Genomic DNA, 25513 nt, shown 5'->3' with positions numbered 1-25513 from the left:
GGGATAAGAATTAGTTAATCCTTATCCCGAATTGCCTTTAATATAAGGAAAAATGCATTCTTAAAGTGGTTTTGCAAATGCATTTTAAACCTTTCTAAAGCTAAAAACATGATTTTAAAAAATTAAAATCATGTTTTTAGCAAAATACTAATTTAACAATCAGATGCAGAGCCGTCTCAAATCTGATTGTTTCGATAATTTCACCGAATTTGGTATAAGAATTGACAAATTCTTATACCAAATTCGCGTAAACCCTAATGATTAAAAAAATTGGAGGAACAGGAATGAATCCTGATTATCTTAAAGAAATATCTGTAGGAGATAATCTTTATAAAATTTTTGATATAAATAAAGCGGCAAGTGATATTAATCTTGAGTTAAAGCATCTACCTTATAGCTTAAGGATATTATTTGAAAATGTCCTTCGTCTAACTGGTAGTAAAGAAAACTTGTTACTATTTAAAGAATGGCTTAAGGCTAGAAAATCTGACGCTGAGATACCGTTTATGCCGGCTAGGGTACTAATGCAGGATTTTACTGGAGTTCCTGCTATTGTTGATTTGGCTGCTATGCGTGATGCTATAAAAAAACTAGGGGGTAATCCATTAAAGATTAATCCTCTGATCCCGGTTGACCTTGTCATAGATCATTCTGTACAAGTTGATTATTATGGAACAAGTGATGCGTTTGCTAAGAATGTCAAAATGGAAGTAGCACGGAATCTAGAGCGTTATGAATTTTTGAAATGGGGGCAAGAAGCATTTGATAATTTTAGAGTAGTACCTCCAGGAACAGGAATCTGTCATCAAGTTAATTTGGAATATTTAGCCAATGTTGTGTGGAGCAAACAACAAAATGGTGTAACTTTCGCTTATCCGGATACATTAGTTGGCACAGATAGTCATACTACGATGATTAATGGTTTAGCAGTTCTTGGTTGGGGAGTTGGGGGAATTGAGGCTGAGGCGGCAATGCTCGGTCAACCTTTATCAATGATTTTACCAGAGGTAATTGGCTTTAAGTTAACTGGCTCTTTAAAGGGAATGATTACTGCTACAGATTTGGTGCTAACAGTTACTCAAATGCTAAGAAAGAAAAATGTAGTCGGCAAATTTGTTGAATTTTATGGAGATGGGCTTTCCTGCCTTACATTGGCAGATAGGGCGACTATATCAAATATGGCTCCTGAGTATGGTGCTACTTGTGGGTTCTTCCCAATTGATAATGAGACTATAAAATACCTTAATTTTACAGCTAGAGATCAAAATAGAATAAAGCTAGTAGAGCAATATGCTAAGCTACAGTCATTATGGTTTGATCCAATAATTACTCCGGAATATACTGATATATTAGAACTGGATTTATCTACTTTAGAACCTTCCTTAGCTGGACCAAGACGTCCGCAAGATAGGGTTAACCTAAAAAATGCTGCTAGTAATTTTAAAACTGAACTACCTTCTCTAACTAGAGGTGATGTTGATATTGATAAAAAGTACCCTGTTGATGAACAATATAGTATAGGGCATGGTGATGTCGTAATAGCTGCAATCACAAGCTGTACAAATACTTCGAATCCTACTGTGATGATTGGAGCAGGCTTGCTTGCTAAGAAAGCAGTAGAACTTGGGTTGATGAAAAAACCATGGGTTAAAACTTCGTTAGCCCCTGGTTCAAAAGTAGTAACGGAATATCTGAAAAAAAGTGGACTTGACCAGTACCTAAATCATTTAGGTTTTAATCTTGTCGGCTATGGTTGTACTACTTGTATAGGCAATTCTGGTTCGCTTATGCAGGAAATAGAAGAGACTATTGCCGGGAACAATCTTGTTGTTGCTTCGGTGTTATCTGGTAACAGGAATTTTGAAGGAAGGGTACACCCTTTAACAATAGCTAGTTATTTGGCTTCTCCTCCCTTAGTCGTTGCTTATGCCCTAGCAGGTACTATGAACATTGATCTTGAAACTGACGTGATAGGTAAAGGTCATAATGGTAAGGATATATATCTTAAGGATATTTGGCCAACCCACCAAGAGATAAAAGAGTTAATAGAGCAATCTATTAACTCTAAAATGTTTAAAGACAAATATAGTGAGGTATTTTTAGGTGATAAAGAGTGGCGAGATATTAAAGTAACTAAAACTGATACTTATAATTGGAGCAAAGATAGTACTTATATCAACAATCCTCCTTATTTTGAAGGTATTGAACATATATCTAGTAACTTGCACAATATAGAATCTGCTAGAATATTAGCTATTTTTGGCAATTCTATTACGACTGATCATATATCTCCAGCCGGCAATATTAGTAAAACAAGTCCTGCTGCTAAGTATTTAACTGAGCATGGCATTCTACCTATCGATTTCAATTCTTATGGATCACGGCGTGGCAATCATGAAGTAATGATGCGAGGTACTTTTGCCAATAATAGGATAAAAAATGCCATGTGTCCCGGAATTGAAGGAGGGGTAACTATAAACCAACTAGGTAATCAAGAGAGTATCTATGATGCTGCAATGGATTATAAAGCTCATTCTGTGCCTTTAGTAATTTTTGCAGGTAAAGAATATGGCTCTGGTTCATCAAGAGACTGGGCAGCAAAAGGTACTAGTTTACTTGGAGTAAAAGCAGTAATTGCTGAAAGTTTTGAAAGAATTCATAGATCAAATTTAGTGGGTATGGGTGTTTTACCGCTTGCTCTTGCTTCTTCTACTGTAAATGACTTAAAACTTGATGGTTCTGAGTATGTCACCATTACCGGCTTGAGTAATGAAATAACGCCTTATGAGCAACTTAATTGTATCATAAAGAGAAAAAGTGGTATAGTTGAGACTATCAAAGTAATATTACAAGTTTTTACAGATAATGAGATAGACTATATAAAACATGGTAGTATAATGCATCTAGTAGTTAAAAATTTAAGAGATGAACATGGATAAGGAGATTAAGAAATATATAAATGCAGGGAAAACAAACCTTATAGTAATTTATATATTATTTCTGTGCGGAGTAGTTGCACCGTTATTACCTATTATTGGAGCAGTTTTTGCATATATTAATAAGGATATTAAAGATGGACTTTTAGCTAGCCATTACACTTTTATATTACGTACTTTTTGCATAGGATTTATTGGTATTATAATATCTATGATAACCACTATAATACTAATTGGTCCGGTGTTATACGCATGCTTGTTTGTTTGGTTTATATTAAGAATCGCTATAGGTCTCAAATATTTGTTGAATGATACAGGACATCCAAACTATATGACTTACTGGATAAAATAATGTTTCTTGAAACCGTACTTGGAAAGCAAACTAAATATGCAGATTTGTATGACAATAGTTTACTACACCCAATCAGTCGTAAATTTGCTAGAGATAGCTTACAGATAGTAGGTTCTTTGCCGTTTAATGGATTTGACATTTGGAATTGTTATGAAGTTTCTTGGCTAAGCCCAAGTGGTAAACCTGAAGTAAAAATATTGGAGTTCATGGTAAGTTGTGAGTCGCCTAATATTGTAGAATCAAAATCACTAAAGCTTTATTTAAATTCTTTTAATAATACTAAGTTTGATAATAGAGACCAAGTAAAAGAATTAATTGCAAAGGACTTAAGTTTGGTATTTCAAGCACCTGTAACTGTTTCTATAAAAGATTTAGAATCATATGATGGAACAAAGCTGCAGTCCTTTTCAGGCATAAATTTGGATAAGTTGGAAGTAACAATTATTAATTTTGAGACTAGCCAAAATTTGCCAAAATTGTCTGAAGACAATACGCAAGTAGTAGATGAGGTGCTATATTCTAATTTGCTAAAATCGAATTGTTTAGTTACTAACCATCCAGATTGGGCATCAGTACAAATTAGTTATAGAGGCAAGAAAATTGATCATAGTTCTTTGTTAAAATATTTAGTATCATTCCGTAATCATAATGAATTTCATGAACAATGCGTTGAGCGTATTTTTTGTGATATTAATAAGTTTTGTACTCCCGATCAATTAACTGTTTATGCAAGATATACAAGACGTGGTGGTATAGATATTAACCCTATACGGTCTAGTTGTAGTTTAGATATTACAAAGCTTAGCAATTTAAGGCATATTCGTCAATAATAATGCTTAGTGGTAGTATCAATTTAGAGTATATTTATATTAAAGTGGAGAAAATATGGGCAAAAATAAGTTAAACTCAAATAAAAAACTACCCCTGGATATTCAATTAAAGGACAATTCAGATAGTTCTGAAATGAAATCTGAAACAATAGACAATTTGGTTAGTCAATTATCGAGATTATCAAAAGAGTATACTGATATAGTAAATTCTGCAATTTCTAAAAATTTAGCAGTTGTTAATAGTCGTATTAGAGTAACCGAAGATATATTTAATCAACTCTTATCATCGATGAGTAAAGGAATGCAGGAGAATGTTGTACTTACTAAAGATTTGTTAAAATGTAAGGGATTACCAGATTTAGCTTTGTTACAGCGGAAAATGTTTGAAATATATTGTACTAATATGATGAATTCTTCCATTGAGGTTGCTCGTAATATACGAAAATTTGAATAGGTAGTAAGTTTGGAACAATTCCAAAATTGAGGTTATTTAAGAGTGTTAGATGTTTGAGCAATTACTTGATTTTTCTTCTATATATTTTATTATGCAAGGGATGGTAGTAACACTGAAATACAGTATAGTTTCAGTGTTATTAGGGTTGATTATTGGTATCTTACTAGCAATTTGTAAGGTAGGTAAAAGTTGTGTGTTAAGACTGTTTGCTAATTTCTATACATCTGTTTTTCGTGGTACTCCGTTACTTATACAACTTAGCATAATTTATTTTGGTTTACCTAGTGTAATTGGCATTAAGCTTGGTGTCTTCGTTGCTGGTAGCATAGCTTTCTCATTAAACTCCGGGGCATATGTTTCGGAAATAATTAGAGCTGGAATTAATAGTGTTGATAAAGGACAGATTGAGGCAGCTAAAGCATTAGCTATACCCGAGAGATTAATGATGAAAGATATTATCTTGCCTCAAGCTATAAGAAATATTTTACCTTCACTGGTTAATGAGCTTATTAATTTAATCAAAGAATCATCGATTATATCAATGATCGGTGAAATGGATTTAATGCGTAGAGCTCAATTAGTATCGCTTGAAAGTTATACTTATTTTACCCCTATGTTAATAGCAGGACTTTGTTACTATGTTATGGTAATAATTATCAGTAAATTAGCTAAAATTATTGAAAAAAGACTAGTAATTGGAGTGGAGTAACCCCAATTCGGGATAAGAATTAACTAATTCTTATCCTGAATTGGCTTTAATATAAGGAAAAATGTATTCTTAAAGCGGCTAACGCGAATGCATTTTAAACCTTTCTAAAGCTAAAATCATGTTTTTAGCAAAATATTAATTTAACAATCAGATGTATAGCCGTCTCAAATCTGATTGTTTCGATAATTTCACCGAATTTGGGATAAGAATTTGTCAATTCTTATCCCAAATTTGCATAAGTAGGATTTATTGATAATATGTACTTAAGTGAAATATGTATAAAACGTCCAGTATTTGCAACAGTGTTGAGTCTAGTGGTTGTTATTTTAGGGGCGGTATTTCTTACTAAACTGCAAATTAGGGGTATTCCCGATATTTCTTCTCCTGTAATAACAGTATATGCAAATTACCCTGGGGCAGATGCTCTTTATATGGAGAAAGAGATAACAACTCGTATTGAGAAAGCACTAAAAACTGTCAAGAACCTTGATACTATCACTTCACAAAGCTCTACAGGTAGCAGCCATATTACTTTAATATTTCTATCATCGGCTGATATAGAAACAGCCTTAAACGATGTTAGGTCTAAAATTTCTAATATAAGTTCCATATTCCCCCAAGGTATGAGCATGCCTTATGTTGCTAAGATGGATGCAGATAATTTCCCTAGTTTGTATTTAAGTATCAGTAGTGATGTATATGATGATTTACAATTAACCCAAATTGTTCAAGATAGCGTAAAAACCATTTTAGAAAAACTTGAAACAATAGGTCAGGTTAAGATATATGGTGCTAAAGAGTACTCTATGCGTATAGAACCAGATCCGGTAAAATTATATCAGCATAAAATGTCAGTGTTAGAAATGGAGAGTGCTGTAAAAAAACAAAATATCTATTATCTAGCAGGAACTATTAAAACAGCTGTACGTGATTTTACTGTAAGATTAGATGGCTCTTTAAGTAAACCGGAAGAGTTTGAAAAAATTATACTAAAAGTGAAAGATGCTAATATATTAAAGTTACGAGATATTGCTAAAATATATTTAGCCCCTCCAGATACTGAGGTAATTTTTAGATATAACGGAAAAAACTCGATAGCACTTGGTCTTATAAAACAATCGAAGGCAAACATACTTGATTTATCCAAAGAGGTTAGATATTCACTAGATAAAATAAAAAAAAATCTATCTAAAGGTATAACAATTGATATAGCCCATGATTCATCAATTCCAGTTAGGGCTTCAATCAGATCAGTATTCTTCACTATCATGGAAGCATTAGTTTTGGTTATGGTAGTAATATATCTGTTCTTGGCATCAGTAAAAATCACCCTCATACCATTTGTAACTGTTCCGATATCATTAATTGGTACATTTATTGTTATGTATTATTTAGGATTTTCTATCAATATATTTACCCTTTTAGCAATGATATTAGCTATTGGCTTGGTAGTAGATGATGCAATAGTAATGTTAGAAAACATTTTTAGGTACAATGAGATGGGGCATTCTCCTATAGAAGCTGCCTTTCTTGCATCTAAGGAAATTGGTTTTGCCATTGTAGCGATGACTATAACACTTGTTTCAGTATTCTTACCAATAGGTTTGATAGATGGATTTATTGGTAAGTTATTCATTGAATTTGCTTGGACCTTAGCATTCTGCGTTTTATTTTCCGGTTTTGTGGCGATTACTTTAACGCCAATGATGGCAAGTCGCATGATTGGTAAAAATGATCGACCTCCTTTAGGGTTTTTAGTTAAATTTGATCAGTTCATTAAAATAGTACAAAGCAAGTATTTGTACTATTTAAATCTTGCTCTTGATCATAAAAAGAAATTCTCACTTATTATTGCACTATCTTTAGTTGTACTAGTTGTTAGTTTGATCTTTGTCAAAAAAGTTTTTATTCCCCAGGAAGATGATGGGTTTTTACAAGTTTTCTTCACTGGTCTTCAAGGTTCTAGTATTAAACAATCAGAGAAAACAGTAGTGGAAGCTGAAAAAATACTTAGTTCTCATAAAGATATAGCCGGTTATTTGACAATAATTGGCTCTGGAGGTAGTAACAGTGCTTTCGCTTTCGTACCTCTTAAAGATTGGAAAGAAAGATCAAAGTCACAAGAAGCTATAAAAAATATGCTTAATAAGCAATTTCAACAAATAGCAGGAATGTCGATTTTTGTTCAAAATCCACCTTCATTGGTTAGTGGTGATGCTGGAAATGCTGTCGAATTTACTTTACAGACCTCACTTGAATATGACGAGTTAGATCAAATATCACAGAAATTTGTTAATAGAATGAAGAAATATCCAGTTTTTATCAATGTAGGTAGTGATTTAAATTCTTCTATGCCGACAATTGATGTAATTGTTAACCGGGATAAAGCTTATCTGTTTGGTGTGAGTTTAGAAAATATAGGGGTAACATTGCAATATTTGCTAGCAGGAAGAAAAATTGGTGATTTCAGAATGGGCAATAATCTGTATGATATAACTATGCAATATAACCTAAAATACCGTAATAGTACCGATCATTTTAGTAAGATACTGATACCAACCAATAAACCAACTAATAATTTGCTGCCATTAAGTGTAGTTGCTAATATGGTTGAGAAAGTGTCTATTGAGTCTTATAACCACTATAATAATTCTAGATCGGTAACGATTTCGTCAGGTTTAGCTCCAAACCAAAAAATTACCGATGCCATAAATTCGATAAATACTATAGCTGATGAATTATTGGATAGTAGCACAACTATATTAGAATATATTGGAGAGATTAAAAGAATGACAGAATCACAAAGTAATCTTATTGTTACTTTCTTATTTGCTTTGTTGTTTATTTATTTAGTGCTTTCGGCCCAATTTGAAAGTTTTACTGATCCTATATTAATACTTATTGCTGTACCATTCTCAATTACTGGAGGGGTATTAATGCTCTTAATATGTGGTAATACGCTTAATATGTATAGTAATATTGGTTTGATCACTTTAATTGGTTTGATAATAAAAAATTCTATTATGATAGTAGAATTTGCTAATAACTTAAGAGACCAAGGACTAAGTGTTAGAGAAGCTGTAACTAGAGCCTCTAGCTTAAGACTTAGACCTATTCTAATGACTACTCTAGCAACTATTTTTGGGGCAATGTCATTAGTGATTAGTTCTGGAGCAGGAGCAGCCGCTCAAAATTCTATTGGTTTAGTAATAGTTGGTGGAATGAGTATAGGAACTCTTTTCACTATATTTGTTATTCCAGTTTTATATCAAAGTTTTAAAAAGGAATATATTCAAATAAATGAATTGAAGAATTAGATAATTTTTTACAAAAAATCTATTAGTGGGGGAATAATTTTGATTATACTAGGAATTGACCCATCTTTAGCTGGTATGGGATGGGGGGTAATCGATACCGATCCTCTGAAATATTTAGATAGTGGGGTCATAAAGACTAAATCAAGCGAAGCAATGCATAAAAGGCTAGCTTTCATTAGCTCGTCCTTGCAAAAGATAATAGTACAATATAAACCTGCTATTGTTGCTATGGAGGAGACATTTGTTAATATGAATAGTGTTTCATCTTTAAAATTGGGATATGCTAGAGGAGCAGTCATGTCACTTATAGGAGGATATGATATTGCTTTTCAAGAATTTAAACCTAATGTTATCAAAAAATCTGTAGTGGGTTATGGTCATGCTGAAAAAAATCAGGTTCTGCAAATGATTAAACTTTTACTACCAGGAGCAATTGCAATCAGTAATTTTGATGAAGCAGATGCCCTTGCAGTGGCTTATGTTTGTTGGGCTTATACCTCAAAACCTCCTATAATTGAATTATAGCAATTCTTTACCTTTTGCTTACCTTTAAATTTTGTCAGAAACTCATCTGTTATGTATATAAGACTCATACTAAAGCTAAGGAATGGAGAATCTAATATAATAGTACAACTACCATCGGCAAATCTAATCTCCTTATTACCTAAATTAGGGTTTTGGCTATGGGTGAGTTTGTATTTTTCTGCAAGTAACTCATAAAACTCTGTAAATTTATCGTTATTTATCGTTAAGATGATTGCTTGGATAATATTATCATCATTACATATTACTAATAATTCAGTCAGTCCATCTAATTTGACATCTCTAACATTAACATAATAATTATATCCATCCCAATGATTCCTCTCTTTTTTAGTAATCTGATATACTCGCTCTACATCTGCTATACTTGCTTTATTTAATTCAAAACCCAATGGAGCTGGATTAGCACTAGTATTTAAACTAAAAATTAAAATAAATAATATGTAGAATAGTCTAGTGATCATAAAAGTTCCCTTTTTATATATTAAATAAGAAAGTTATAATATATAAACTATTATGATTTTCAACTAATTATTTCATTTAAGCAAAAATAATATACTATCCTCCTAACTACAGGATAAGAAACTAACTTGATGTAAAATAGATACAATTTTATTGAAATTAGATTATAAAATAATATATTCAAAAGTTCTAAAGAAGTCTCAGTTGCAGTCAATTTAGTGTTTGCTATAATCTAGCCAACGAGATATAACAAATCTTGCTGGTATGTTAGTATATATTCTTCTGCTTTGAAGAATTGTTTTTTTTAATATCAAGGACGAACGTAACAACGTATCTTATGTACGCCCCGCTTGTCCTTCATTTTCAAATCCAATTCTCTAAATCATTTGAGTATACTAAATACATTAATGTCTGAAATGTTAACAATTTATTTGGAGAGTTGAGCATATGAATAAAGGAGAATTAGTAGCATTAATGGCTGAAGCAGGTCATTCAAAAAGTGATGCAGAAAAGGCCCTTACTTGGGTTGTAGACAGTGTACTTAAAGCACTTAGTCGTGGTGAGGACGTTAACCTAGTGGGGTTTGGTTCTTTCCATATACAAAGTAGAGCTGCACGTGAAGGTCGTAATCCAAAAACTGGTGAGAAAATGCATATTGCTGCCTATAAACAACCAGTATTTAGAGCCGGTAAGAAAATGAAGGAAGCTTGTAATAATTCGTAAGTTCGTATTTTACTTAGAACCTGCTTCTGTAAAATATTATAGTTTTTACCAAGGGTGCAAGTTTAAGTAACCTGAGTTCAATACAACAAAGCTAGTGTCATCCCTGCCTACGTAGGGATTGCCATCGCTTTTGCCATACAAGTATCATTACTTACGTTGGCATTTCTGACCCACAACTGTCGAAAGTTCGAAGGTAGAGCAGGTTTTAGGCAGGGCAGTTTAAAAGTTGTATATGGTCAACGTCATTGCGAGAAGACCGTAGGTCGACGAAGCAATCCATAAAAGTAACCAAAAATGGATTGCTTCTTCGGCTTATACCTCCTCGCAATGACCTTGGTTATTTTTCTACAACTTTTAAACTGCCATTATGACTTCTAAAACCGCTTCCTCTTCTAACTTTCGACAGCTGTGGTTTCTGCCCCATGTTGGCAAAGCCTAGAAACCTATTTTTTATTATGCCATTAGCAGAATGATCAAAGAATATCTTGAATGTAGATTCAAACAGGCTAGGCTTTATAATAGTTGGCTGATTGATGTTGATGATACCGCAAAAGCTTTAGAAGATTTGCTTGTATTTATAGAAAGCAGTTTGATTGTAGATAAAATTCAATTAACAAATCATCCAGATTATCGTTTAGTAGCTAGGGATAATTCTGTGACGAGCAGTGTCAAAGACATATCTATTGACCAAATTAGAGATTTACAGCAATTTTTTTATAGAACATCATCAATCTCTAAATATAGAGTAGCTGTTATTTATCAAGCAGATCTAATGAATCTCAATGCAGCAAATTCCTGTCTTAAACTTTTAGAAGATACGCCAAAGGATAGTTTTATTTTCTTGATTACCTCAAGGGCTGCCGGAATAATAAGTACTATAAGATCTAGATGTGCTAAAATTAACATAAAATCACAAAATCGCTTAGTGGGAAGCGATATATATGTTAAATTTACGACGTATATTGCTAACTATGCAAATCCTAAAGTGAAGTTATATCTTATCGAAGAGTTTACCAGTAAAAACAAGGAATTATGGGGAGATTTTGCTTGTAGCATGCTATATCTAGTTAATAGAATTACTAAAAAATCTCTCAATATCAATATTGAATTCAATGAATTAGAGAATAAAATATTTAATCAATTGCGTTCTAATTCCCCTGATTATTTGATAACAAAATTTGCAAATATCAAACGAATAATAAATAATACCATAGATTATGACCTAGATCTAAGGGCTAATACCATAGCATTAATAGAAGAGTTATGGTAATTTTGTCGTCAAAATTTGCTTCCGTTCCTATTCAATGTCATTCCCGTGAAGGTTTTGCCCGCGTGGATCACTAGTATGTCATTCCCGCTTCGGTGAGGAATCTAAAAAAATAGCCTATAGTAAGCTACTTTCGCAGGGGGTGATGACATCTTTAATAGTTAATGCTACTACATATACCAACTCTTGATTGTGGCTTTGAAACTGCCCTGAGAAGCAGAAGATATATTTTTATCTTGCATTGTTTGAATGAGTATGTTATAATCCGTCGCAATCGTAATATCCGTTTGATACGGTGGTAAGTTTTTTTAATTTTATAGAAAAATATAAGAACATGTCCCAAGATGTTTTAACAGTAAATACAGTTACACTTGTTCAGGAAGCTTTTCCTTTAACAAAGGAAGTAGATAACACAGAATCTTCAAGCGAATTAGGTGTATCTAAAACGCCACAACAAGTGGATGATATTATTAGTAAGCTGAGGGAAAATAGTCTACATGTTTTTGAGAAATATTTACGTAAAGAGTTTTTTAGCACAGTAGCTGGCAATCAAGGTGAAGTTGATATAACAAAGGATATTTTTCAGATAATGTGTCACTCATTATTATATAATGAGCAGAAAGGTGCACTAAGTCTATTTATGACGATAAAAGATATAAAGAAAAGACTTGATGAAATAGAGACAACATCAGAGGGTGCAAAAAAAATTAATAAGTTTAAAGAGGAAATAGAGCAATATAGAGCAGATGTAATTAAAAAATTATCAACTAATGAAGGAATCGCAGATATTGTTACTGGACGTTTACAAGATGATCTTGTTAGTATGATAGTTTTAAGAGACTCGAATGAAGAGGCTAGATTTAGTACAAAAGATATTGCTTCGGAAGTTACGAAATATATAACAATCCCCGATAAAGTGCAAACTTATATGTTAAAAAATGGTTATGGTGTGTCTCCATCTTTTAAGACAGTCATTAATAGAACCGGACTTAAGCATTTTGCAGTAGAAATAAACCAAGGCAAAAAGGGGGGAGAGTGGGGTTATTTTGATCAGGAGAAGTTCACTTCAAAGAATATTCATAAATTTGCTGATTCTGTGAATAGTATTGTTACCTCTATGGAAATAATATTATTATCAATTCAGAAGTTAAAAATAACTAAAACAACACAAAGTAAAAAACTGATAGCTAAATTATTGCCAGTATTAGCTGATTTTAATGATACATATTTAGAGAACAATAAAGATAAAATTGTAGTACAACTTACTGCAAATCTTACTAGGAAGTATAGTAAATGGGTCAATACTTCTACTAAAAAGTTAGAAAAGATATCTAAAGGAATAACTGAATCATATAATAAGGAAAAAGGGATTTATATTAAAGAAGAAAATACGGATTCTATAGATATTAATGATGAGTCAAGTGATATATCAATAACTTTCCTTGAAGCAATAGAGTCTCAAGATGAAGACCATATTACATATCTTGATGAGCCAATAAATCAACTAGATTATGATATAGAACAGCAACCTGTGCCTACTGAGATATTTCATGTAGTAGAAAATTATGAAGAAACGATAGAAGAAGAAAAGATAGAGTCTATTACTGATGTTGTGGAGCTAAAAAATATAACAATAACTTATCCTGAAACAAGAGAGTTTCAAATAGACATAGCTACTGATCAATTAAGTTGTGATGTAGAAGCGGTAGACCAACATGATGTAGAACAGCAATCTAGCCCTATGCAAGAATCCCTAACTGAGTTTCAAGATTGTAATGATCAACAAGAAAAAACTAGCTCTATTAATATAGCAAGCGATAATCTTGATAATACAGAGGTAACAGTTTTAAATGAACAACATACTGTTGATAGTAATCAATCTGATATATCACCAAATGATAGAGGTTGTGATGTAGCTACAGAAGCATCTTATCTAAATAGTATGGAAGCTACTACAGTGATTGATAGCACTAAATCTGAGATTGAGTCTTTAGAAGCTAATAATACAGAATTAGTAGAAAGCTCCATGGTTATAAGTCACATTTCTAGTTGGAATATATGGGCTATGTGGACTGCACTTAAATCATATATTAGTAGTACATTACATGAAATTAGTGATACCGTACTAACTTCTATAAAGCAGTGGGATCATCATCACTATGGAAGTTATGACTTAGGTCATACTTATAAAAGTCATGGTCTAGGAGAAGAGCCAAGTCTAATAGGGGAGAATCCAGCCTTATTAGAAAGTGTTAAATATTTCAGCAATCTTGTAATTTAAAGACTATATAGCTAACTGTAGTTACTACACAGAGCTGTCATTCTAAGCAATGGCGGGAATCTAAAAAAAATAGCCTAAAAGACTATTAAACGCTTTGAAACCCCAGCTATACTAAATGGTTGACACAGGAATCCTGCACATAAAATATCGTGAGGGGGTACATTTTGTTCGTGTACTTGTGTTATATCACCATCAATTTTATGATCACAGCTAAAATTAGCTCTATATGTTTTTAATGCCGATGTATCAATCTCGCTAGTGTAAACGCAGTTACCACCAACAGACTCAAATGATCTTCTTACACCACCAATCCCAGCAAATAAGTCAATAAAAGTAAAGTTATTATACATAAACCTCATTATAATGCAATTAACCACAATATTGCAAATATATTCAATAGATATCTTTTGAAATTCTACTTCTGCTGGTACTCTGCTTCTCACGTACATCATTGTCCGCTGTGGGTCATTTCGTGGTTTCTTTAAATTCCTCAGCATAAGCGAGTTTGCCAAAGATATCTATTGTTCATAGATATATCAAGCGTATTTTTTGAAACATCTATTCCCATAAATATCTTGCTTTTTTTAGTCATTTGCTTTACCTATAATTAGTGGTTGTTTTGCAAAGTTTTGATACATGATTGTAAATTCGATCTCTAAGATTCTGCTACCGTTTGTATACTCAAATGATTTGGAGAATGAGGACAACAAACAAGGGGTGAGTGAACGAAACGTACATGAAGTACGTGAGTATGCGAATACCCCGCAAGTATTTGCAGAATCAATTCTTCAAAGCAGAAGAGTATATCATACTTTGTGATTCAAGGGAGGAGACCATCAAGATACCTTCGGTCTTTAAGGACCTATCTAATTTAAACTGTGTCACTCTTTCCTGACCATATTAACTCCATAAAGAGCTAATATTCAAGATATAATCCAAAAAATAACCTGCAAAGGTCGTTAGATAATATGGATTTCCTCTACCTAAGCGGGAATGACATTGAGTTAGATGACCTGCGTATGACATAAAACGATGTAGACCAACTACTTTTGTTATAAACAAAAAATAAGAGCAATTTCTATGCTAATTAGAAGAATTAAATTTAAAACATATAAACTCCTCTCTTACATAATATTACTATTACCTTTAATAGCAAATGGCAAGATTATTGATGTTAATAGTTTAGACCAAATAAATAAGGACTACGAAGAATTATGCAATAATTATTCCCCTAAAGATATCTTAGTGGTTTTGGGTAGAGAAAAAGTTATATTCAAATCATTTCTCCCTCCAATTATCCAATTAAATAAAAATGAATTATCTAAGCTACATGAAATATTCAAAGCAGTTAGACCCTCAAAGGATGCTTATTTTGATACAATACTGCTTACAGAGTATAAAAATGAGTTATTATATGTCAATTTGCCTAATTTTATAAAGAATATAATGGATAAAGGTAGCCCAGTAATTGTGAGTGATCATGGTTTAACTGGTAACTTTAACAATATAAAGAAGCTAGAAATATGGGAGGCTGAGTATTTAAAGAAATTTAATATTGATTTGTCCAACAGTTTCCCACAACATAATTATCTTATTTTTAATAATATGAAGCCTTTTGATAATACTTATCCGACGTTTTATCAGGGTATATTGAGTAGTAATAATAATGCTTCATTTCAGTTGATATTAAATTTTTTAATAGAAGTGAAGTTTATGCCAAAAGTTTTAATAATGGTTGATGGAAATTCCAGTGAGTTGACTGCAATGGAAAGTCAACTAAGAAATTATGACGATAATGTGATGTTTATTGGTTATAATTATAAATTATCTGACCAAAAAGAATCAATATTCAATTCTCGTGATTTAAAAAAATCACTTAATGAATTGGTTAATAAGGTAAATGCAGTAAAGAGAAGCAATGGCAAAATCACAGTTAAGAATCAAGAGAGTGTAAATCCGTATGATAATAAAAAATAACTTTTTATTAAAATTATTGTTAATTTTTATCATGTTACCATATACAGCTTATGCAATAATTATTCCCACTTATTCTATAGATTCTGTTACGGTAAAAAATTTACTTGAAAAAATTGATGCATCTAGCTTAGTACTAATCAATATTGATGATACAATAGTTACGCCTAAGTCTAAGATGTTTCGTTATGCTAATCCTTATAGAGGGTTTGTTGAAGAGCTGGCAAGTTTGGCAAAATATCATCCTAATGTGGATGAGATAATTGCTAAGTTGCTATTGCAAAGACAAGTTATGTTAGTAGAAGCTAGTTGGCCAAAATTTATCGATAAATTGAAAAGTTCAGGGGCTTTAGTTTTTGGGTTTACTAAAATTAACCCTGCATGTAGACTGATTAAAAATTATGAGGAATGGCAATATGAGCAGCTAAGTAGACTCGGCATTAAATTTACTGATAAAGTTAATAATAAAGAAATATTAAAATTTGATGAAACTGATAAAAGGTCACCAATTTTTTATAAAGGTATAATATTTACTGACTATCTAAATAAAGCTCAGGCACTACGTGAGTTTATGAGTATCACAAGTATTTTACCTAATAACATTATAATCTTTGAGAATAAAAAAAGTGAATTAGATAACATAGATAATTTTCTAAGAACAATTGATCTAGATTGTTATGGGGTAGAATATTTATCCGTTACAGAATTACAAGGTACTCCACAGGAGGATATAGTGAAATTTCAACAGGAAATATTATTAAAAACAGGAAAGTGGTTAGAAGATGATGAGGCTAAACAGTTTATAACAAATAGCAAATGATGAATAATAAATGATGCTTAATTTAATTAAGTCTTTAAAAAGTTTAATTACTGAAGCTGGTGGGATTGCTCTAATTAGAAGAGATTTAGGGTTAATAGTTTCTTATAAAGATGATAATTCTCCCGTGACAAATGCTGATAAGGAAATTAGTAGCTTTATATATAATGGTTTAAAGAACCTAGCACCTAATATTCCTGTAGTTTGTGAAGAAAGAGATATAATTGCTTTGAATAGCAATCAATTTTGGTTGATTGATCCGATTGATGGTACAAAAAGTTATATCAAAGGTGAGGATACGTATACAGTAAATATTGCATTGATAAAAAATGGTATGCCTATTATTGGTTTTATCTATCAACCATCCGTGCAGAAATTATATTATACAGATGCTAATAATGCTTTAAGAATTGAACAAAATGGCGTAGAAACAAGCTTTGATGCCCTACCTAAAACTCATTATAGGGCTGTTGTTAGCTCACGTTCGTCAAATTTAGATATCAAGAAATTCCTAAAGCAACATCTAATTACTGAAATAGCTACTATACCAAGTTCAATTAAATTCTGTTTAGTAGCAGAAGGGAAGGCGGATATTTATCCCAAGTTTGGTCCAACTATGGAATGGGATATTGCAGCGGGACATGCATTAATTAAAGCTAGTGGTGGAAATATTGTGGATATAGATGGAAATGAATTAGTTTATCAAAAGAAGAACTTCCAAAATCCTCATTTCTATGCTTATAGTCGATATTTCCCTATCTTTACTTCGTTTTGATATTGATTTATAACCTCAAGTATTGATGTAATAAATTAATAGTAGGCTCAAGTAATCATCGCCATTAGGGGTGATGTCACCCCTACGTAGGCAGGGGGCTAAAATAACTCAACACAAGCTATCTTGGTCATTTTTCTAGATTCCTGCCCTACGCAGGAATGACATAACGCTTGCAAGGACGACACCGTAGGCTATTAAACCGATGTCTTACATCAAACTGATTTGTTTTAGGTTGAAAATCTTTACAGAAATCTAAAGCACTCTAGCGTAAATATAATAATCCCTATGCACTCCTTGAACAATTTCATATTTCTTAAGCAAACCCTCTTTGACAAAATTACATCGTTCTAAAACATTAATTGAACGTATATTGTCATTTATTACAGTAGCTTGGGTTCGAACAATACCAGCATATTCTATAAATCTTAAAATAGCTTTGATTGATTTTAGCATAATTCCTTTACCCCAAAATGCAGGATCAAGATCGTAGCTTATTTCTGCTTTGAGGTGCATTGTAGAAACAGTATTAAACCCAGCCGTACCTATAAGTTTATTATTATCTTTAAGGGAAATACCCCAGTAAAACCCTCTTTGTTGATGAAATAAGCTAGACCAATATTTTAGTTCATCAGCAGCTTGTGGAATAGTTGATGGAACATTGTTATCTGTCAAGAAAGGACGCATCTCTAATTTATTCATATAACCAAAATAGTCTTCTGAATCATCACTAGTTAATTCTTTCAGTACTATGTTGTCTAGGTCTAACATAGGAAATTGATGATATATAAAACTATTAAGCATGTGTAGAAGCGAATTTACTTCTATAATTAATCGGGTCAATTGTATTATTTTCTTCAAAGGCCTTAAGTCTAAGTAAGCAGGCATGACATGTTCCACAAGATAACCAATTATCTAATGGATCATAACAAGAAATTGTTTTAGAGTAATCTACTCCTAATTCTAGACCAGTTTTGATAATTTGCCCTTTTGTCATATTTATTAAGGGAGCATGAATGGTAATTCGTGTACCCAATACTCCTACCGCAGTTGCAAGATTAGCAAGCTTCTCAAAAGCGTCTAGGTACTCTGGACGGCAATCTGGGTAATTAGCATAATCAGTTGCGTGTACCCCCATAAAAATATCAAAGGCTCCTATTATTTCACTAAATCCCAAAGCATAACTTAAAAATATAGTATTACGTGCTGGTACATAAGTGATTGGTATATTATCCCCTAAATCACTATGATCTTTATATTTTGGTACTTCTATGGCATCATCAGTAAGAGCTGATCCGCCAAAGCTACGTAAATCAATATTTACAATTTTATGTTGTTTGATATTATAGTTCTTAACTAACTCTTTAACTTTCTCAAGTTCAATATTATTATGTTGAGAATAGTTAAAACTTATGGCATGAATTTCGTAATTCATTTTTTCTATCATTGCTAGTACTGTAGCTGAATCTGCACCGCCACTAACTAAAACTACTGCCTTCTGCATAAAAATCTCCTATGAGTAAGCTTAATTCTTATATCGAATTGGCTTTGTTATTTTACGTCCCAATTTTCTTGTTATACCCACAGGTAAGATTAATTTTTAACACATCCTGCCACACCTTATCCCAGCCTTTGGTATGAGTAATATTGGGGAAAATCTTTTGCTGTACACAATTTGAAGAACTAGCTTTTACATAGCCATGCATAATTTTACTCGGTACTATTGCATCCTTAGCTCCAGAAAGATGTAATTGCGGAATATTGCTAATTTTTATTGCATAATTTATGGGATTTAATGATTTTTTTAATGCATATATTCCATGATGTTTACTGAAATTCTCAATATCAAGATTACCCGCTACAGTTATTATATCCTTAATATGCTTATTTCTTGCTGCCACCAAGATAGCAACCCCACCACCACCAGAAAAACCAACCAAACTAGCTGGATTACCATTATTTATACTATTTATTACTATATTTGTTGATTCTATCATGTCTTCAGCCATTCTTTTGTCTGTCCAATAGGCTTGATTACAGTTGGGATTAAGCTCCATTGGTGTATATTTGGCATGGACACGAGCTATATAAACTATATTAGGTCTAGTATCAAGGGTAGCAAGCTTAAATAACATAACCCTGGAAGGAGTTGGATTGTCTGCAATGGCATAGCATCCTATACTAATACTTCCATCCCCCTCGATATAAAATACATAAGGACTATCTTTATCTGAAACACGTTGGTAAGTTGTAATGACAAAATCACCAGCCTTAACAAGTTTCTTCTCAAACTTGTTCATTGAGGCTACCTTATCTGCCTCCTTAATCCTAGTATCTATAGATGAAACACACGAAGAAAACAACAGGGATATAGAAAGTAGAACAATTTTAAAAAGGTATCTCATCATCTAGATCACTATGGTCAAAGTTACTATTACCAACTGTGCTTTTTGGTACAATAGAATCTAGGGAGTTAGTCCCACCCCCTTTAGAATCCAACAATATAAATTGTGAGTTAAAATTCTGTAGCACTATTTCTGTTGTATATTTTTCTTGACCAAGGTTATCCACCCATTTTCTAGTTTGTAAATTACCTTCTAAATAAACTTTAGTGCCTTTCTTGGCATAATTCTTTACAACAGATACCAAACCTTCGTTAAATACTACTATTCTATGCCATTCGGTTTTTTCTTTCTTTTCTCCAGTAGCACGATCTTTCCATGTCTCAGAAGTAGCGATACTGAAATTTGCTATCTCTTTACCATCAGCCGTGTGCCTAATTTCTGGATCACGCCCTAAATTACCTATTAATACTGCCTTATTTAAACTACCAGCCACAGATCATTACCTATTTAAAAATTACTATTGCAATAGTAATTCAAAACAACCTATAATGCTACAAGTTTTTTGATAAGTTCCTTAAAAATTTATAACAAATTATGATACAAGAATATATTAAAGTTCGTGGTGCTAAGGAGCATAATTTAAAAAATGTAAATGTTGATATTCCAAGAAATAAGTTTGTAGTAATTACAGGGCTTAGTGGTTCTGGTAAATCTTCACTAGCTTTTGATACTATTTATGCTGAAGGACAACGTAGATATGTTGAAAGTCTATCTTCCTATGCTAGGCAGTTCTTGCATCTTCAGGATAAGCCTGATGTTGAGTCAGTCTCTGGGTTGTCGCCGGCAATAGCTATTGATCAAAAAACTACATCTAAAAATCCACGCTCTACAATTGGTACTATAACTGAGATTTATGATTATTTGAGATTACTATATGCACGGGTAGGAGTGCCATATTCGCCAGCAACGGGTTTACCAATAAAGAATCAGACTATATCGGAGATGATAGATGCTATTCGTGACCTTCCTAAGGGAAGTAAATTATACATTTTAGCACCCATTATAAGAGGGCAGAAAGGTGAATTCAGACGTGAAATGCTTGATCTTAAAAAACAGGGTTTTGGGCGATTATTTATTAACAATGAAATTTATGAGATCGATAATCTTCCAAAATTTGATAAGAATAAAAAACATAATATTGAAGTAATTGTTGATAGGATTTCTCTAGAAGATGATTTAGGTAACAGGCTGGCAGATAGTTTAGAAATAGCTCTTAAACTAGCAGATGGTATAGTATATATTGAAATTGTTAACTTGCCAAATGGATTAGAAACCAACCTTACTAAAGGTTCAAAAATCATTTTCTCAGAAAAATATTCTTGTCCAGTTTCTGGTTTTCAAATTACTGAAATAGAACCAAGAATTTTTTCCTTTAATAGCCCATTTGGTGCTTGTCCTAAATGTGAGGGTATCGGCACAGAATTGTGTCTTGATAAAGAATTAATTGTTCCAGATAAAAGAATTAGTATTAAAGATGGAGCTATAGCACCTTGGGGGAAAATATCCTCAAAGTTTTTTTTAGAAACATTAAAAGCTTTAGCGAGTCATTACGAATTTTCATTAGACACTCCTTTTGTAGAACTACCAAATATTGTACAGCAAGTATTATTCCATGGATCAGGTGACGATGTTATAAAATTTCAATATCATGATGGTTCTAAATCTCAGGTGGTACAGCAACCTTTTGCTGGAATAATACCTAGTTTACAAGAAAAGGAGCGTAAGGCTGATTCTTCCTTAGTAAAAGAAGAATTATTAAAATATAAATCAGAGTACAAATGCACATCTTGTGAAGGTTATAGACTAAAAATGGAGTCTCTTTGTATTAAAATTGCTGATATGCATATTGGACAAGTATCTACCATGAGTATTTTACAACTACAGAAATGGTTTAATCAATTAGACAAACAGCTCAATAAAAGACAAATGACTATTGCTGAACGTATATTAAAGGAAATCAAAGAAAGATTACAATTTCTTATGAATGTTGGTCTTGATTATCTTGCCTTGTCTAGAGAATCAGGAACTCTGTCTGGTGGAGAAAGTCAGCGTATTCGCTTGGCATCACAAATTGGTTCAGGTCTTAGTGGTGTGTTGTATGTACTTGATGAACCCTCAATTGGTTTGCATCAACGTGATAATGCTAGATTAATAGAAACTCTAAAGAATCTTCGAGACCTTGGTAATACAGTGCTTGTTGTTGAGCATGATGAAGAAACAATGTACGAATCGGATCACATCATAGATGTCGGACCAGGTGCTGGTATTCACGGTGGACATATAATAGCACAAGGAACAATTGAGGAAATTAAACAATGTCCTAATAGTATAACGGGTAGCTATTTAAGCGGTAAACAATCTATTGAAGTACCAACAAATACTAGAGTATCACCTGCGGGTAAGGTAATAGCATTAACTGGGGCTATTTCTAATAATTTACAGGATGTTAACATTACAATTCCTCTGAGCAGTTTTACAGCAATAACAGGGGTATCAGGTAGCGGTAAATCAAGTTTAATAATTCACACTTTATATAAAGCAGCTTTAAAATTTTTAGAACCCTCTTCAAAAAACTCTCCAGGAGAATATAAGTCAATTAAAGGTCTTGAATATATTGATAAGGTTATTGATATAAACCAATCACCAATAGGTCGCACACCAAGATCAAATCCAGCAACTTATACTGGTGCGTTTACCCATATTAGAGACTGGTTTGCTGAACTACCAACTGCAAAAGCACGGGGTTATAAAGTTGGTAGGTTTTCATTCAATGTTAAAGGTGGAAGATGTGAATTATGCCAAGGTGATGGTCTGATTAAAATAGAAATGCATTTTTTACCTGATATTTATGTAAAATGTGATGTTTGTAATGGAGACAGGTATAATAGAGAAACCCTTGAAGTTAAATATAAGGATAAATCTATAGCTGATGTTCTTAGGATGACAGTTGAGGATGCAATGAGTTTCTTTGCTAAAGTACCCCTAATTTACGAAAAACTTGTTACTTTAAATGAGGTAGGACTTGGTTATATAAAAATTGGACAATCTGCTACCACTTTGTCTGGAGGCGAAGCACAAAGAATAAAGTTAGCTAAAGAGTTATCAAAACGCTCAACCGGTAAAACTTTATATATACTTGATGAACCAACAACAGGGTTGCACATAGATGATATTAATAAATTGCTTAAAGTGCTGCATAAGTTAGTTGATATGGGTAATACTGTTATAGTTATTGAGCATAACCTAGATGTTATCAAAACAGCAGATTATATTATAGATGTTGGTCCTGAAGGTGGAGATAAAGGCGGTAGAATAGTAGCTACCGGCACTCCAAAGGATATCGCTGCTTGTAGTGAGAGCTATACTGGACAATATTTAAAGCATTATCTAGACCAGTGTTAAGGTATCTACGATGAGCTGCCACTTTCATTAGCTAAGATTATTAGCCATAATAGATTAAAATGCATTCGTGCCAGTCGCTTCAAGAATGCATTTTTTTGATATTCTAGTCAGTTTTAACGCATTCGTAAAATGCACTACAATTGAGAATGGTGGGGCGTAGTGGACAATTTCAGAACCACGATAGACGTAAAATTATTAGTTATTCAAACGCTTACAGTCTATTACTAAAGCTCTGTAACTTGGTATTGTAACTCCATATTCTTACCGCAAAAAGCTATAGAAAGTTTAATGATTTTTTTGACATGAGAATGTTCTTTTATCTTAGTGTCATATTGTTTATCTATAATTTGATTCAATCCTATTTTAGCAACGGATGCTAAATCTTTTTTATTTTTAGCGATCTTATACTCAATAATAATGGCATTATTTTCTTTGCCTGTTTTTGGGATCATCATAATATCAGCTCGTCCACTGCCGGACTCTTGTTCACTGGTTATGATGTAGCCAAAAGATAACATGTTATAGCAGTTAACATATAGTTAGATATTAGTTATAATAATAGATAATAAAAAAATTATATAATAGAAATATGCCGTTACCATACAGTTATGATTTACGTTCTAGAGTTATAGAACATTATGAAAAACATAAAAAAATAGCATTTACATGCGAGACCTTTAAAATTAGTCGGTCAATGCTCTATGTATGGATTAGATTAAAGAAACAAACTGGAGATATAAAGGCAAAAGAAGGATACCAGAAAGGGTATGGTCATAAAATCCCTGATTTATTAGCGTTTGGTAATTTAATAAAAGAAGATAACTCTTTAACGCTTACAGAGATAGCAAAAAAACTAGATAATACTGTAAGTATAATGACTATCAGTCGTGCATTAAAGAAACTCAATATTACTCGAAAAAAAAGACATATGCGTATAAAGAAAGAGATGAAGGAAAGCGACAAGATTTTCTCAGTGAATTAGAAAAAGTGCCGATAGAGAAACGAGTTTATCTTGATGAAGCTGGCATGAATGATAATGAATCATATGAATATGGATGGTCAATGAAAGGAAGTCGTTGTAATGGAAGTAAATCTGGGAGACGTAGTGAAAGAACAAGTTTTATTGGTGCGTTAAATCGGAATAGTTTAATCGCATCACTAGTCTTTACAGGGAGCTGTGATAGTAAGGTGTTTGAAAGTTATATAGAAAATTGTCTTGTGCCGGAGCTAAAGCCTGGACAGGTTATCATTGCTGATAATGCAAGCTTTCACAAATCCAAAAGGGCTAAAGAATTAATCGAAAAAGCTGGCTGTAAACTAAAATTCTTACCGTCTTATTCCCCTGATTTAAATCCTTACTTTTACCCACAATTTTGGGAAAGAAATATAGATAATATTTCGATACTTTCTGTAAGATTTTCGTAGCCCCTCCATAATGTCATAGTTCCTGGTAATTTATCATTTTTTCTATTCATAAATCCTCCTAATTTACCAAGCCAAATAATAGCTTGTTTCATAGTTGGAGGTTCTTCAGGTATAAAAATAGTTTTATGCTCTCGAATATAAAGAGTTTGCCATTCTTGTGAAGTTAAAATCTTAGTACACACTTCTTGCGGATGAGATATCGCTACTTTTGATAAATATAAAATTTTAAATGCAATGATGCTTTTTATGGCAATTAATTTTTCTAATCTTTCTTTTGTCGCTAAACGAGAATTTTCTATTTTATATCCAGATTTTAGAACTCTAAAATATTCTTCAATTTTCCATCTTAACTTATACCAATTTATCCTTTCAATCGCATCTTCAAAATTAGTAACAGGAACATTAGTTAGCAAGAGCCAATCAATCGCTTCTACTCCTTTAGGGGGTGCAATTTCTTTAGCTCTTACAACATAGAGTACTACTTTATCACTGATTTTGTGATCAGTATTTTTTGAACCATATAATGAAGGGATTCTAATTGGTATTAAACCAGACATATATTTTATTTCAATATTTGCCATTCTTGCTGCTTCATTATTCTTTTTTGCAACTTGAATTACTATTTCTTTCTTTGTTGATATCTGATTTATATGGGTTTGCAAATTTGTTTTTCTTCCCTCTGTAGAAATAAATTTTCTATTTTGTCTATTACGAACAATAAACAAACTACCCTTTTCTTGACACGACCATAATAGTTCAAAGATATCTGCTTCTCTGTCACCAATAGTTATAACTTTAGTGTCTTTAGGTATAATATGCATAGTGGATACTGGACTGAAAAATC

General features: G+C 32.5%; 24 protein-coding genes. 16 read left to right on the top strand and 8 right to left on the bottom strand.

The annotated features are described in order from the left end of the window. Positions 1-284 precede the first annotated feature (284 nt). The 7 genes from acnA (at position 285) to ruvC (ending at position 9123) form a co-directional block, all read left to right on the top strand. Positions 285-2939, top strand: coding sequence for an aconitate hydratase AcnA (gene acnA, locus AAHM86_RS01195; protein ID WP_342268336.1), 2655 nt, complete (start codon positions 285-287; stop codon positions 2937-2939). Then, positions 2932-3288, top strand: coding sequence for a hypothetical protein (locus tag AAHM86_RS01190; RefSeq protein WP_341748473.1), 357 nt, complete (start codon positions 2932-2934; stop codon positions 3286-3288). The genes acnA and AAHM86_RS01190 overlap by 8 nt, the downstream gene beginning before the upstream one ends. Beyond that, positions 3288-4118, top strand: a complete 831-nt coding sequence (gene queF, locus AAHM86_RS01185) for an NADPH-dependent 7-cyano-7-deazaguanine reductase QueF (protein WP_342267991.1) — start codon at positions 3288-3290, stop codon at positions 4116-4118. Before AAHM86_RS01190 ends, queF begins: the two co-directional genes overlap by 1 nt. Positions 4119-4173: 55 nt before the next feature. Next, complete coding sequence (locus AAHM86_RS01180) at positions 4174-4572, top strand: hypothetical protein (RefSeq protein ID WP_342267990.1); 399 nt, start codon at positions 4174-4176, stop codon at positions 4570-4572. Positions 4573-4621: 49 nt separating this feature from the next. Next, entirely contained in the window at positions 4622-5281 is a 660-nt protein-coding gene (locus AAHM86_RS01175) for an amino acid ABC transporter permease (RefSeq protein ID WP_342267989.1), read from the top strand. Positions 5282-5538: 257 nt separating this feature from the next. Further along, complete coding sequence (locus tag AAHM86_RS01170) at positions 5539-8598, top strand: efflux RND transporter permease subunit (protein ID WP_342267988.1); 3060 nt, start codon at positions 5539-5541, stop codon at positions 8596-8598. A 39-nt stretch (positions 8599-8637) separates the two neighbouring features. Further along, entirely contained in the window at positions 8638-9123 is a 486-nt protein-coding gene (gene ruvC, locus AAHM86_RS01165; protein WP_341755016.1) for a crossover junction endodeoxyribonuclease RuvC, read from the top strand. On the opposite strand, the gene AAHM86_RS01160 is transcribed toward ruvC, so the two are convergent. Continuing rightward, positions 9090-9605 (bottom strand): hypothetical protein, encoded by a 516-nt coding sequence (locus AAHM86_RS01160; RefSeq protein ID WP_342267987.1) that lies wholly within the window; start codon positions 9603-9605, stop codon positions 9090-9092. The genes ruvC and AAHM86_RS01160 overlap by 34 nt on opposite strands. 445 nt (positions 9606-10050) lie before the next feature. Here AAHM86_RS01160 and AAHM86_RS01155 point away from each other — a divergent pair, with 445 nt between their 5' ends. The 3 genes from AAHM86_RS01155 to AAHM86_RS01145 all read left to right on the top strand — a co-directional run bounded on the left by AAHM86_RS01155 (position 10051) and on the right by AAHM86_RS01145 (position 13874). After that, on the top strand, positions 10051-10326 hold the full coding sequence (locus AAHM86_RS01155; protein ID WP_341752038.1) for an HU family DNA-binding protein: 276 nt from the start codon (positions 10051-10053) through the stop codon (positions 10324-10326). A gap of 469 nt (positions 10327-10795) precedes the next feature. Then, positions 10796-11596, top strand: coding sequence for a DNA polymerase III subunit delta' (locus tag AAHM86_RS01150; RefSeq protein WP_342267986.1), 801 nt, complete (start codon positions 10796-10798; stop codon positions 11594-11596). Between the two features lie 331 nt (positions 11597-11927). After that, positions 11928-13874 (top strand): hypothetical protein, encoded by a 1947-nt coding sequence (locus tag AAHM86_RS01145; RefSeq protein WP_342267985.1) that lies wholly within the window; start codon positions 11928-11930, stop codon positions 13872-13874. Between the two features lie 74 nt (positions 13875-13948). Here the strand turns inward: AAHM86_RS01145 and AAHM86_RS01140 are convergent, their stop codons facing one another. Next, entirely contained in the window at positions 13949-14371 is a 423-nt protein-coding gene (locus tag AAHM86_RS01140) for a DNA cytosine methyltransferase (RefSeq protein ID WP_342267984.1), read from the bottom strand. A 583-nt stretch (positions 14372-14954) separates the two neighbouring features. On the opposite strand from AAHM86_RS01140, the gene AAHM86_RS01135 reads away from it, so the two are divergent. The 3 genes from AAHM86_RS01135 to cysQ are packed head-to-tail and all read left to right on the top strand — an operon-like array spanning position 14955 to position 17440. Continuing rightward, on the top strand, positions 14955-15851 hold the full coding sequence (locus AAHM86_RS01135; RefSeq protein ID WP_342267983.1) for a DUF2608 domain-containing protein: 897 nt from the start codon (positions 14955-14957) through the stop codon (positions 15849-15851). Then, entirely contained in the window at positions 15835-16668 is an 834-nt protein-coding gene (locus tag AAHM86_RS01130) for a DUF2608 domain-containing protein (protein ID WP_342267982.1), read from the top strand. Before AAHM86_RS01135 ends, AAHM86_RS01130 begins: the two co-directional genes overlap by 17 nt. 10 nt (positions 16669-16678) lie before the next feature. Continuing rightward, positions 16679-17440 carry a 3'(2'),5'-bisphosphate nucleotidase CysQ gene (gene cysQ / locus AAHM86_RS01125; RefSeq protein WP_342267981.1) on the top strand — a complete coding sequence of 254 codons (762 nt, stop codon included), beginning with the start codon at positions 16679-16681 and terminating at the stop codon, positions 17438-17440. Positions 17441-17692: 252 nt separating this feature from the next. Here cysQ and AAHM86_RS01120 read toward each other — a convergent pair whose 3' ends face one another. The 4 genes from AAHM86_RS01120 to ssb are packed head-to-tail and all read right to left on the bottom strand — an operon-like array spanning position 17693 to position 20275. After that, positions 17693-18241, bottom strand: coding sequence for a GNAT family protein (locus tag AAHM86_RS01120; RefSeq protein ID WP_342267980.1), 549 nt, complete (start codon positions 18239-18241; stop codon positions 17693-17695). Continuing rightward, a complete protein-coding gene (gene queC, locus AAHM86_RS01115) occupies positions 18234-18941 on the bottom strand; it encodes a 7-cyano-7-deazaguanine synthase QueC (protein ID WP_342267979.1) in 708 nt (235 codons plus the stop codon). The genes AAHM86_RS01120 and queC overlap by 8 nt, the downstream gene beginning before the upstream one ends. 52 nt (positions 18942-18993) lie before the next feature. Next, positions 18994-19845 carry an alpha/beta hydrolase gene (locus AAHM86_RS01110; protein ID WP_342267978.1) on the bottom strand — a complete coding sequence of 284 codons (852 nt, stop codon included), beginning with the start codon at positions 19843-19845 and terminating at the stop codon, positions 18994-18996. Further along, entirely contained in the window at positions 19826-20275 is a 450-nt protein-coding gene (gene ssb, locus AAHM86_RS01105) for a single-stranded DNA-binding protein (protein ID WP_342267977.1), read from the bottom strand. Before ssb ends, AAHM86_RS01110 begins: the two co-directional genes overlap by 20 nt. Positions 20276-20376: 101 nt before the next feature. Between ssb and uvrA the strand changes: the two genes are divergently transcribed. After that, a complete protein-coding gene (gene uvrA / locus AAHM86_RS01100; protein ID WP_342267976.1) occupies positions 20377-23244 on the top strand; it encodes an excinuclease ABC subunit UvrA in 2868 nt (955 codons plus the stop codon). A gap of 224 nt (positions 23245-23468) precedes the next feature. Here uvrA and AAHM86_RS01095 read toward each other — a convergent pair whose 3' ends face one another. Beyond that, on the bottom strand, positions 23469-23762 hold the full coding sequence (locus AAHM86_RS01095; RefSeq protein WP_342267975.1) for a PD-(D/E)XK nuclease domain-containing protein: 294 nt from the start codon (positions 23760-23762) through the stop codon (positions 23469-23471). Positions 23763-23833: 71 nt separating this feature from the next. Between AAHM86_RS01095 and AAHM86_RS01090 the strand changes: the two genes are divergently transcribed. Beyond that, positions 23834-24226 (top strand): IS630 transposase-related protein, encoded by a 393-nt coding sequence (locus AAHM86_RS01090; protein ID WP_341747473.1) that lies wholly within the window; start codon positions 23834-23836, stop codon positions 24224-24226. Beyond that, positions 24136-24669: an IS630 family transposase gene (locus AAHM86_RS01085; protein ID WP_342268335.1), complete on the top strand. Its 534-nt coding sequence runs from the start codon at positions 24136-24138 to the stop codon at positions 24667-24669. The genes AAHM86_RS01090 and AAHM86_RS01085 overlap by 91 nt, the downstream gene beginning before the upstream one ends. On the opposite strand, the gene AAHM86_RS01080 is transcribed toward AAHM86_RS01085, so the two are convergent. Further along, entirely contained in the window at positions 24606-25490 is an 885-nt protein-coding gene (locus AAHM86_RS01080) for an IS4 family transposase (protein WP_342267974.1), read from the bottom strand. The two genes, AAHM86_RS01085 and AAHM86_RS01080, sit on opposite strands and share 64 nt — an antisense overlap. Positions 25491-25513 lie beyond the last annotated feature (23 nt).

The sequence above is a fragment of the Candidatus Tisiphia endosymbiont of Empis tessellata genome (assembly GCF_964031035.1).
Lineage (GTDB): Bacteria > Pseudomonadota > Alphaproteobacteria > Rickettsiales > Rickettsiaceae > Tisiphia.
Note: the sequence above shows the minus strand (reverse complement) of the source record. Positions and strands in the feature narration are given on the sequence as shown.

Coding starts and splice junctions, on each gene's coding strand:
- acnA (WP_342268336.1), top strand. CDS start 285: ATGAATCCTGATTATCTTAAAGAAATATCTGTAGGAGATAATCTTTAT.
- AAHM86_RS01190 (WP_341748473.1), top strand. CDS start 2,932: ATGGATAAGGAGATTAAGAAATATATAAATGCAGGGAAAACAAACCTT.
- queF (WP_342267991.1), top strand. CDS start 3,288: ATGTTTCTTGAAACCGTACTTGGAAAGCAAACTAAATATGCAGATTTG.
- AAHM86_RS01180 (WP_342267990.1), top strand. CDS start 4,174: ATGGGCAAAAATAAGTTAAACTCAAATAAAAAACTACCCCTGGATATT.
- AAHM86_RS01175 (WP_342267989.1), top strand. CDS start 4,622: ATGTTTGAGCAATTACTTGATTTTTCTTCTATATATTTTATTATGCAA.
- AAHM86_RS01170 (WP_342267988.1), top strand. CDS start 5,539: ATGTACTTAAGTGAAATATGTATAAAACGTCCAGTATTTGCAACAGTG.
- AAHM86_RS01160 (WP_342267987.1), bottom strand. CDS start 9,605: ATGATCACTAGACTATTCTACATATTATTTATTTTAATTTTTAGTTTA.
- AAHM86_RS01155 (WP_341752038.1), top strand. CDS start 10,051: ATGAATAAAGGAGAATTAGTAGCATTAATGGCTGAAGCAGGTCATTCA.
- AAHM86_RS01150 (WP_342267986.1), top strand. CDS start 10,796: ATGATCAAAGAATATCTTGAATGTAGATTCAAACAGGCTAGGCTTTAT.
- AAHM86_RS01145 (WP_342267985.1), top strand. CDS start 11,928: ATGTCCCAAGATGTTTTAACAGTAAATACAGTTACACTTGTTCAGGAA.
- AAHM86_RS01140 (WP_342267984.1), bottom strand. CDS start 14,371: ATGCTGAGGAATTTAAAGAAACCACGAAATGACCCACAGCGGACAATG.
- AAHM86_RS01135 (WP_342267983.1), top strand. CDS start 14,955: ATGCTAATTAGAAGAATTAAATTTAAAACATATAAACTCCTCTCTTAC.
- AAHM86_RS01130 (WP_342267982.1), top strand. CDS start 15,835: ATGATAATAAAAAATAACTTTTTATTAAAATTATTGTTAATTTTTATC.
- cysQ (WP_342267981.1), top strand. CDS start 16,679: ATGATGCTTAATTTAATTAAGTCTTTAAAAAGTTTAATTACTGAAGCT.
- AAHM86_RS01120 (WP_342267980.1), bottom strand. CDS start 18,241: ATGCTTAATAGTTTTATATATCATCAATTTCCTATGTTAGACCTAGAC.
- queC (WP_342267979.1), bottom strand. CDS start 18,941: ATGCAGAAGGCAGTAGTTTTAGTTAGTGGCGGTGCAGATTCAGCTACA.
- AAHM86_RS01110 (WP_342267978.1), bottom strand. CDS start 19,845: ATGATGAGATACCTTTTTAAAATTGTTCTACTTTCTATATCCCTGTTG.
- uvrA (WP_342267976.1), top strand. CDS start 20,377: ATGATACAAGAATATATTAAAGTTCGTGGTGCTAAGGAGCATAATTTA.
- AAHM86_RS01095 (WP_342267975.1), bottom strand. CDS start 23,762: ATGTTATCTTTTGGCTACATCATAACCAGTGAACAAGAGTCCGGCAGT.
- AAHM86_RS01090 (WP_341747473.1), top strand. CDS start 23,834: ATGCCGTTACCATACAGTTATGATTTACGTTCTAGAGTTATAGAACAT.
- AAHM86_RS01080 (WP_342267974.1), bottom strand. CDS start 25,490: ATGCATATTATACCTAAAGACACTAAAGTTATAACTATTGGTGACAGA.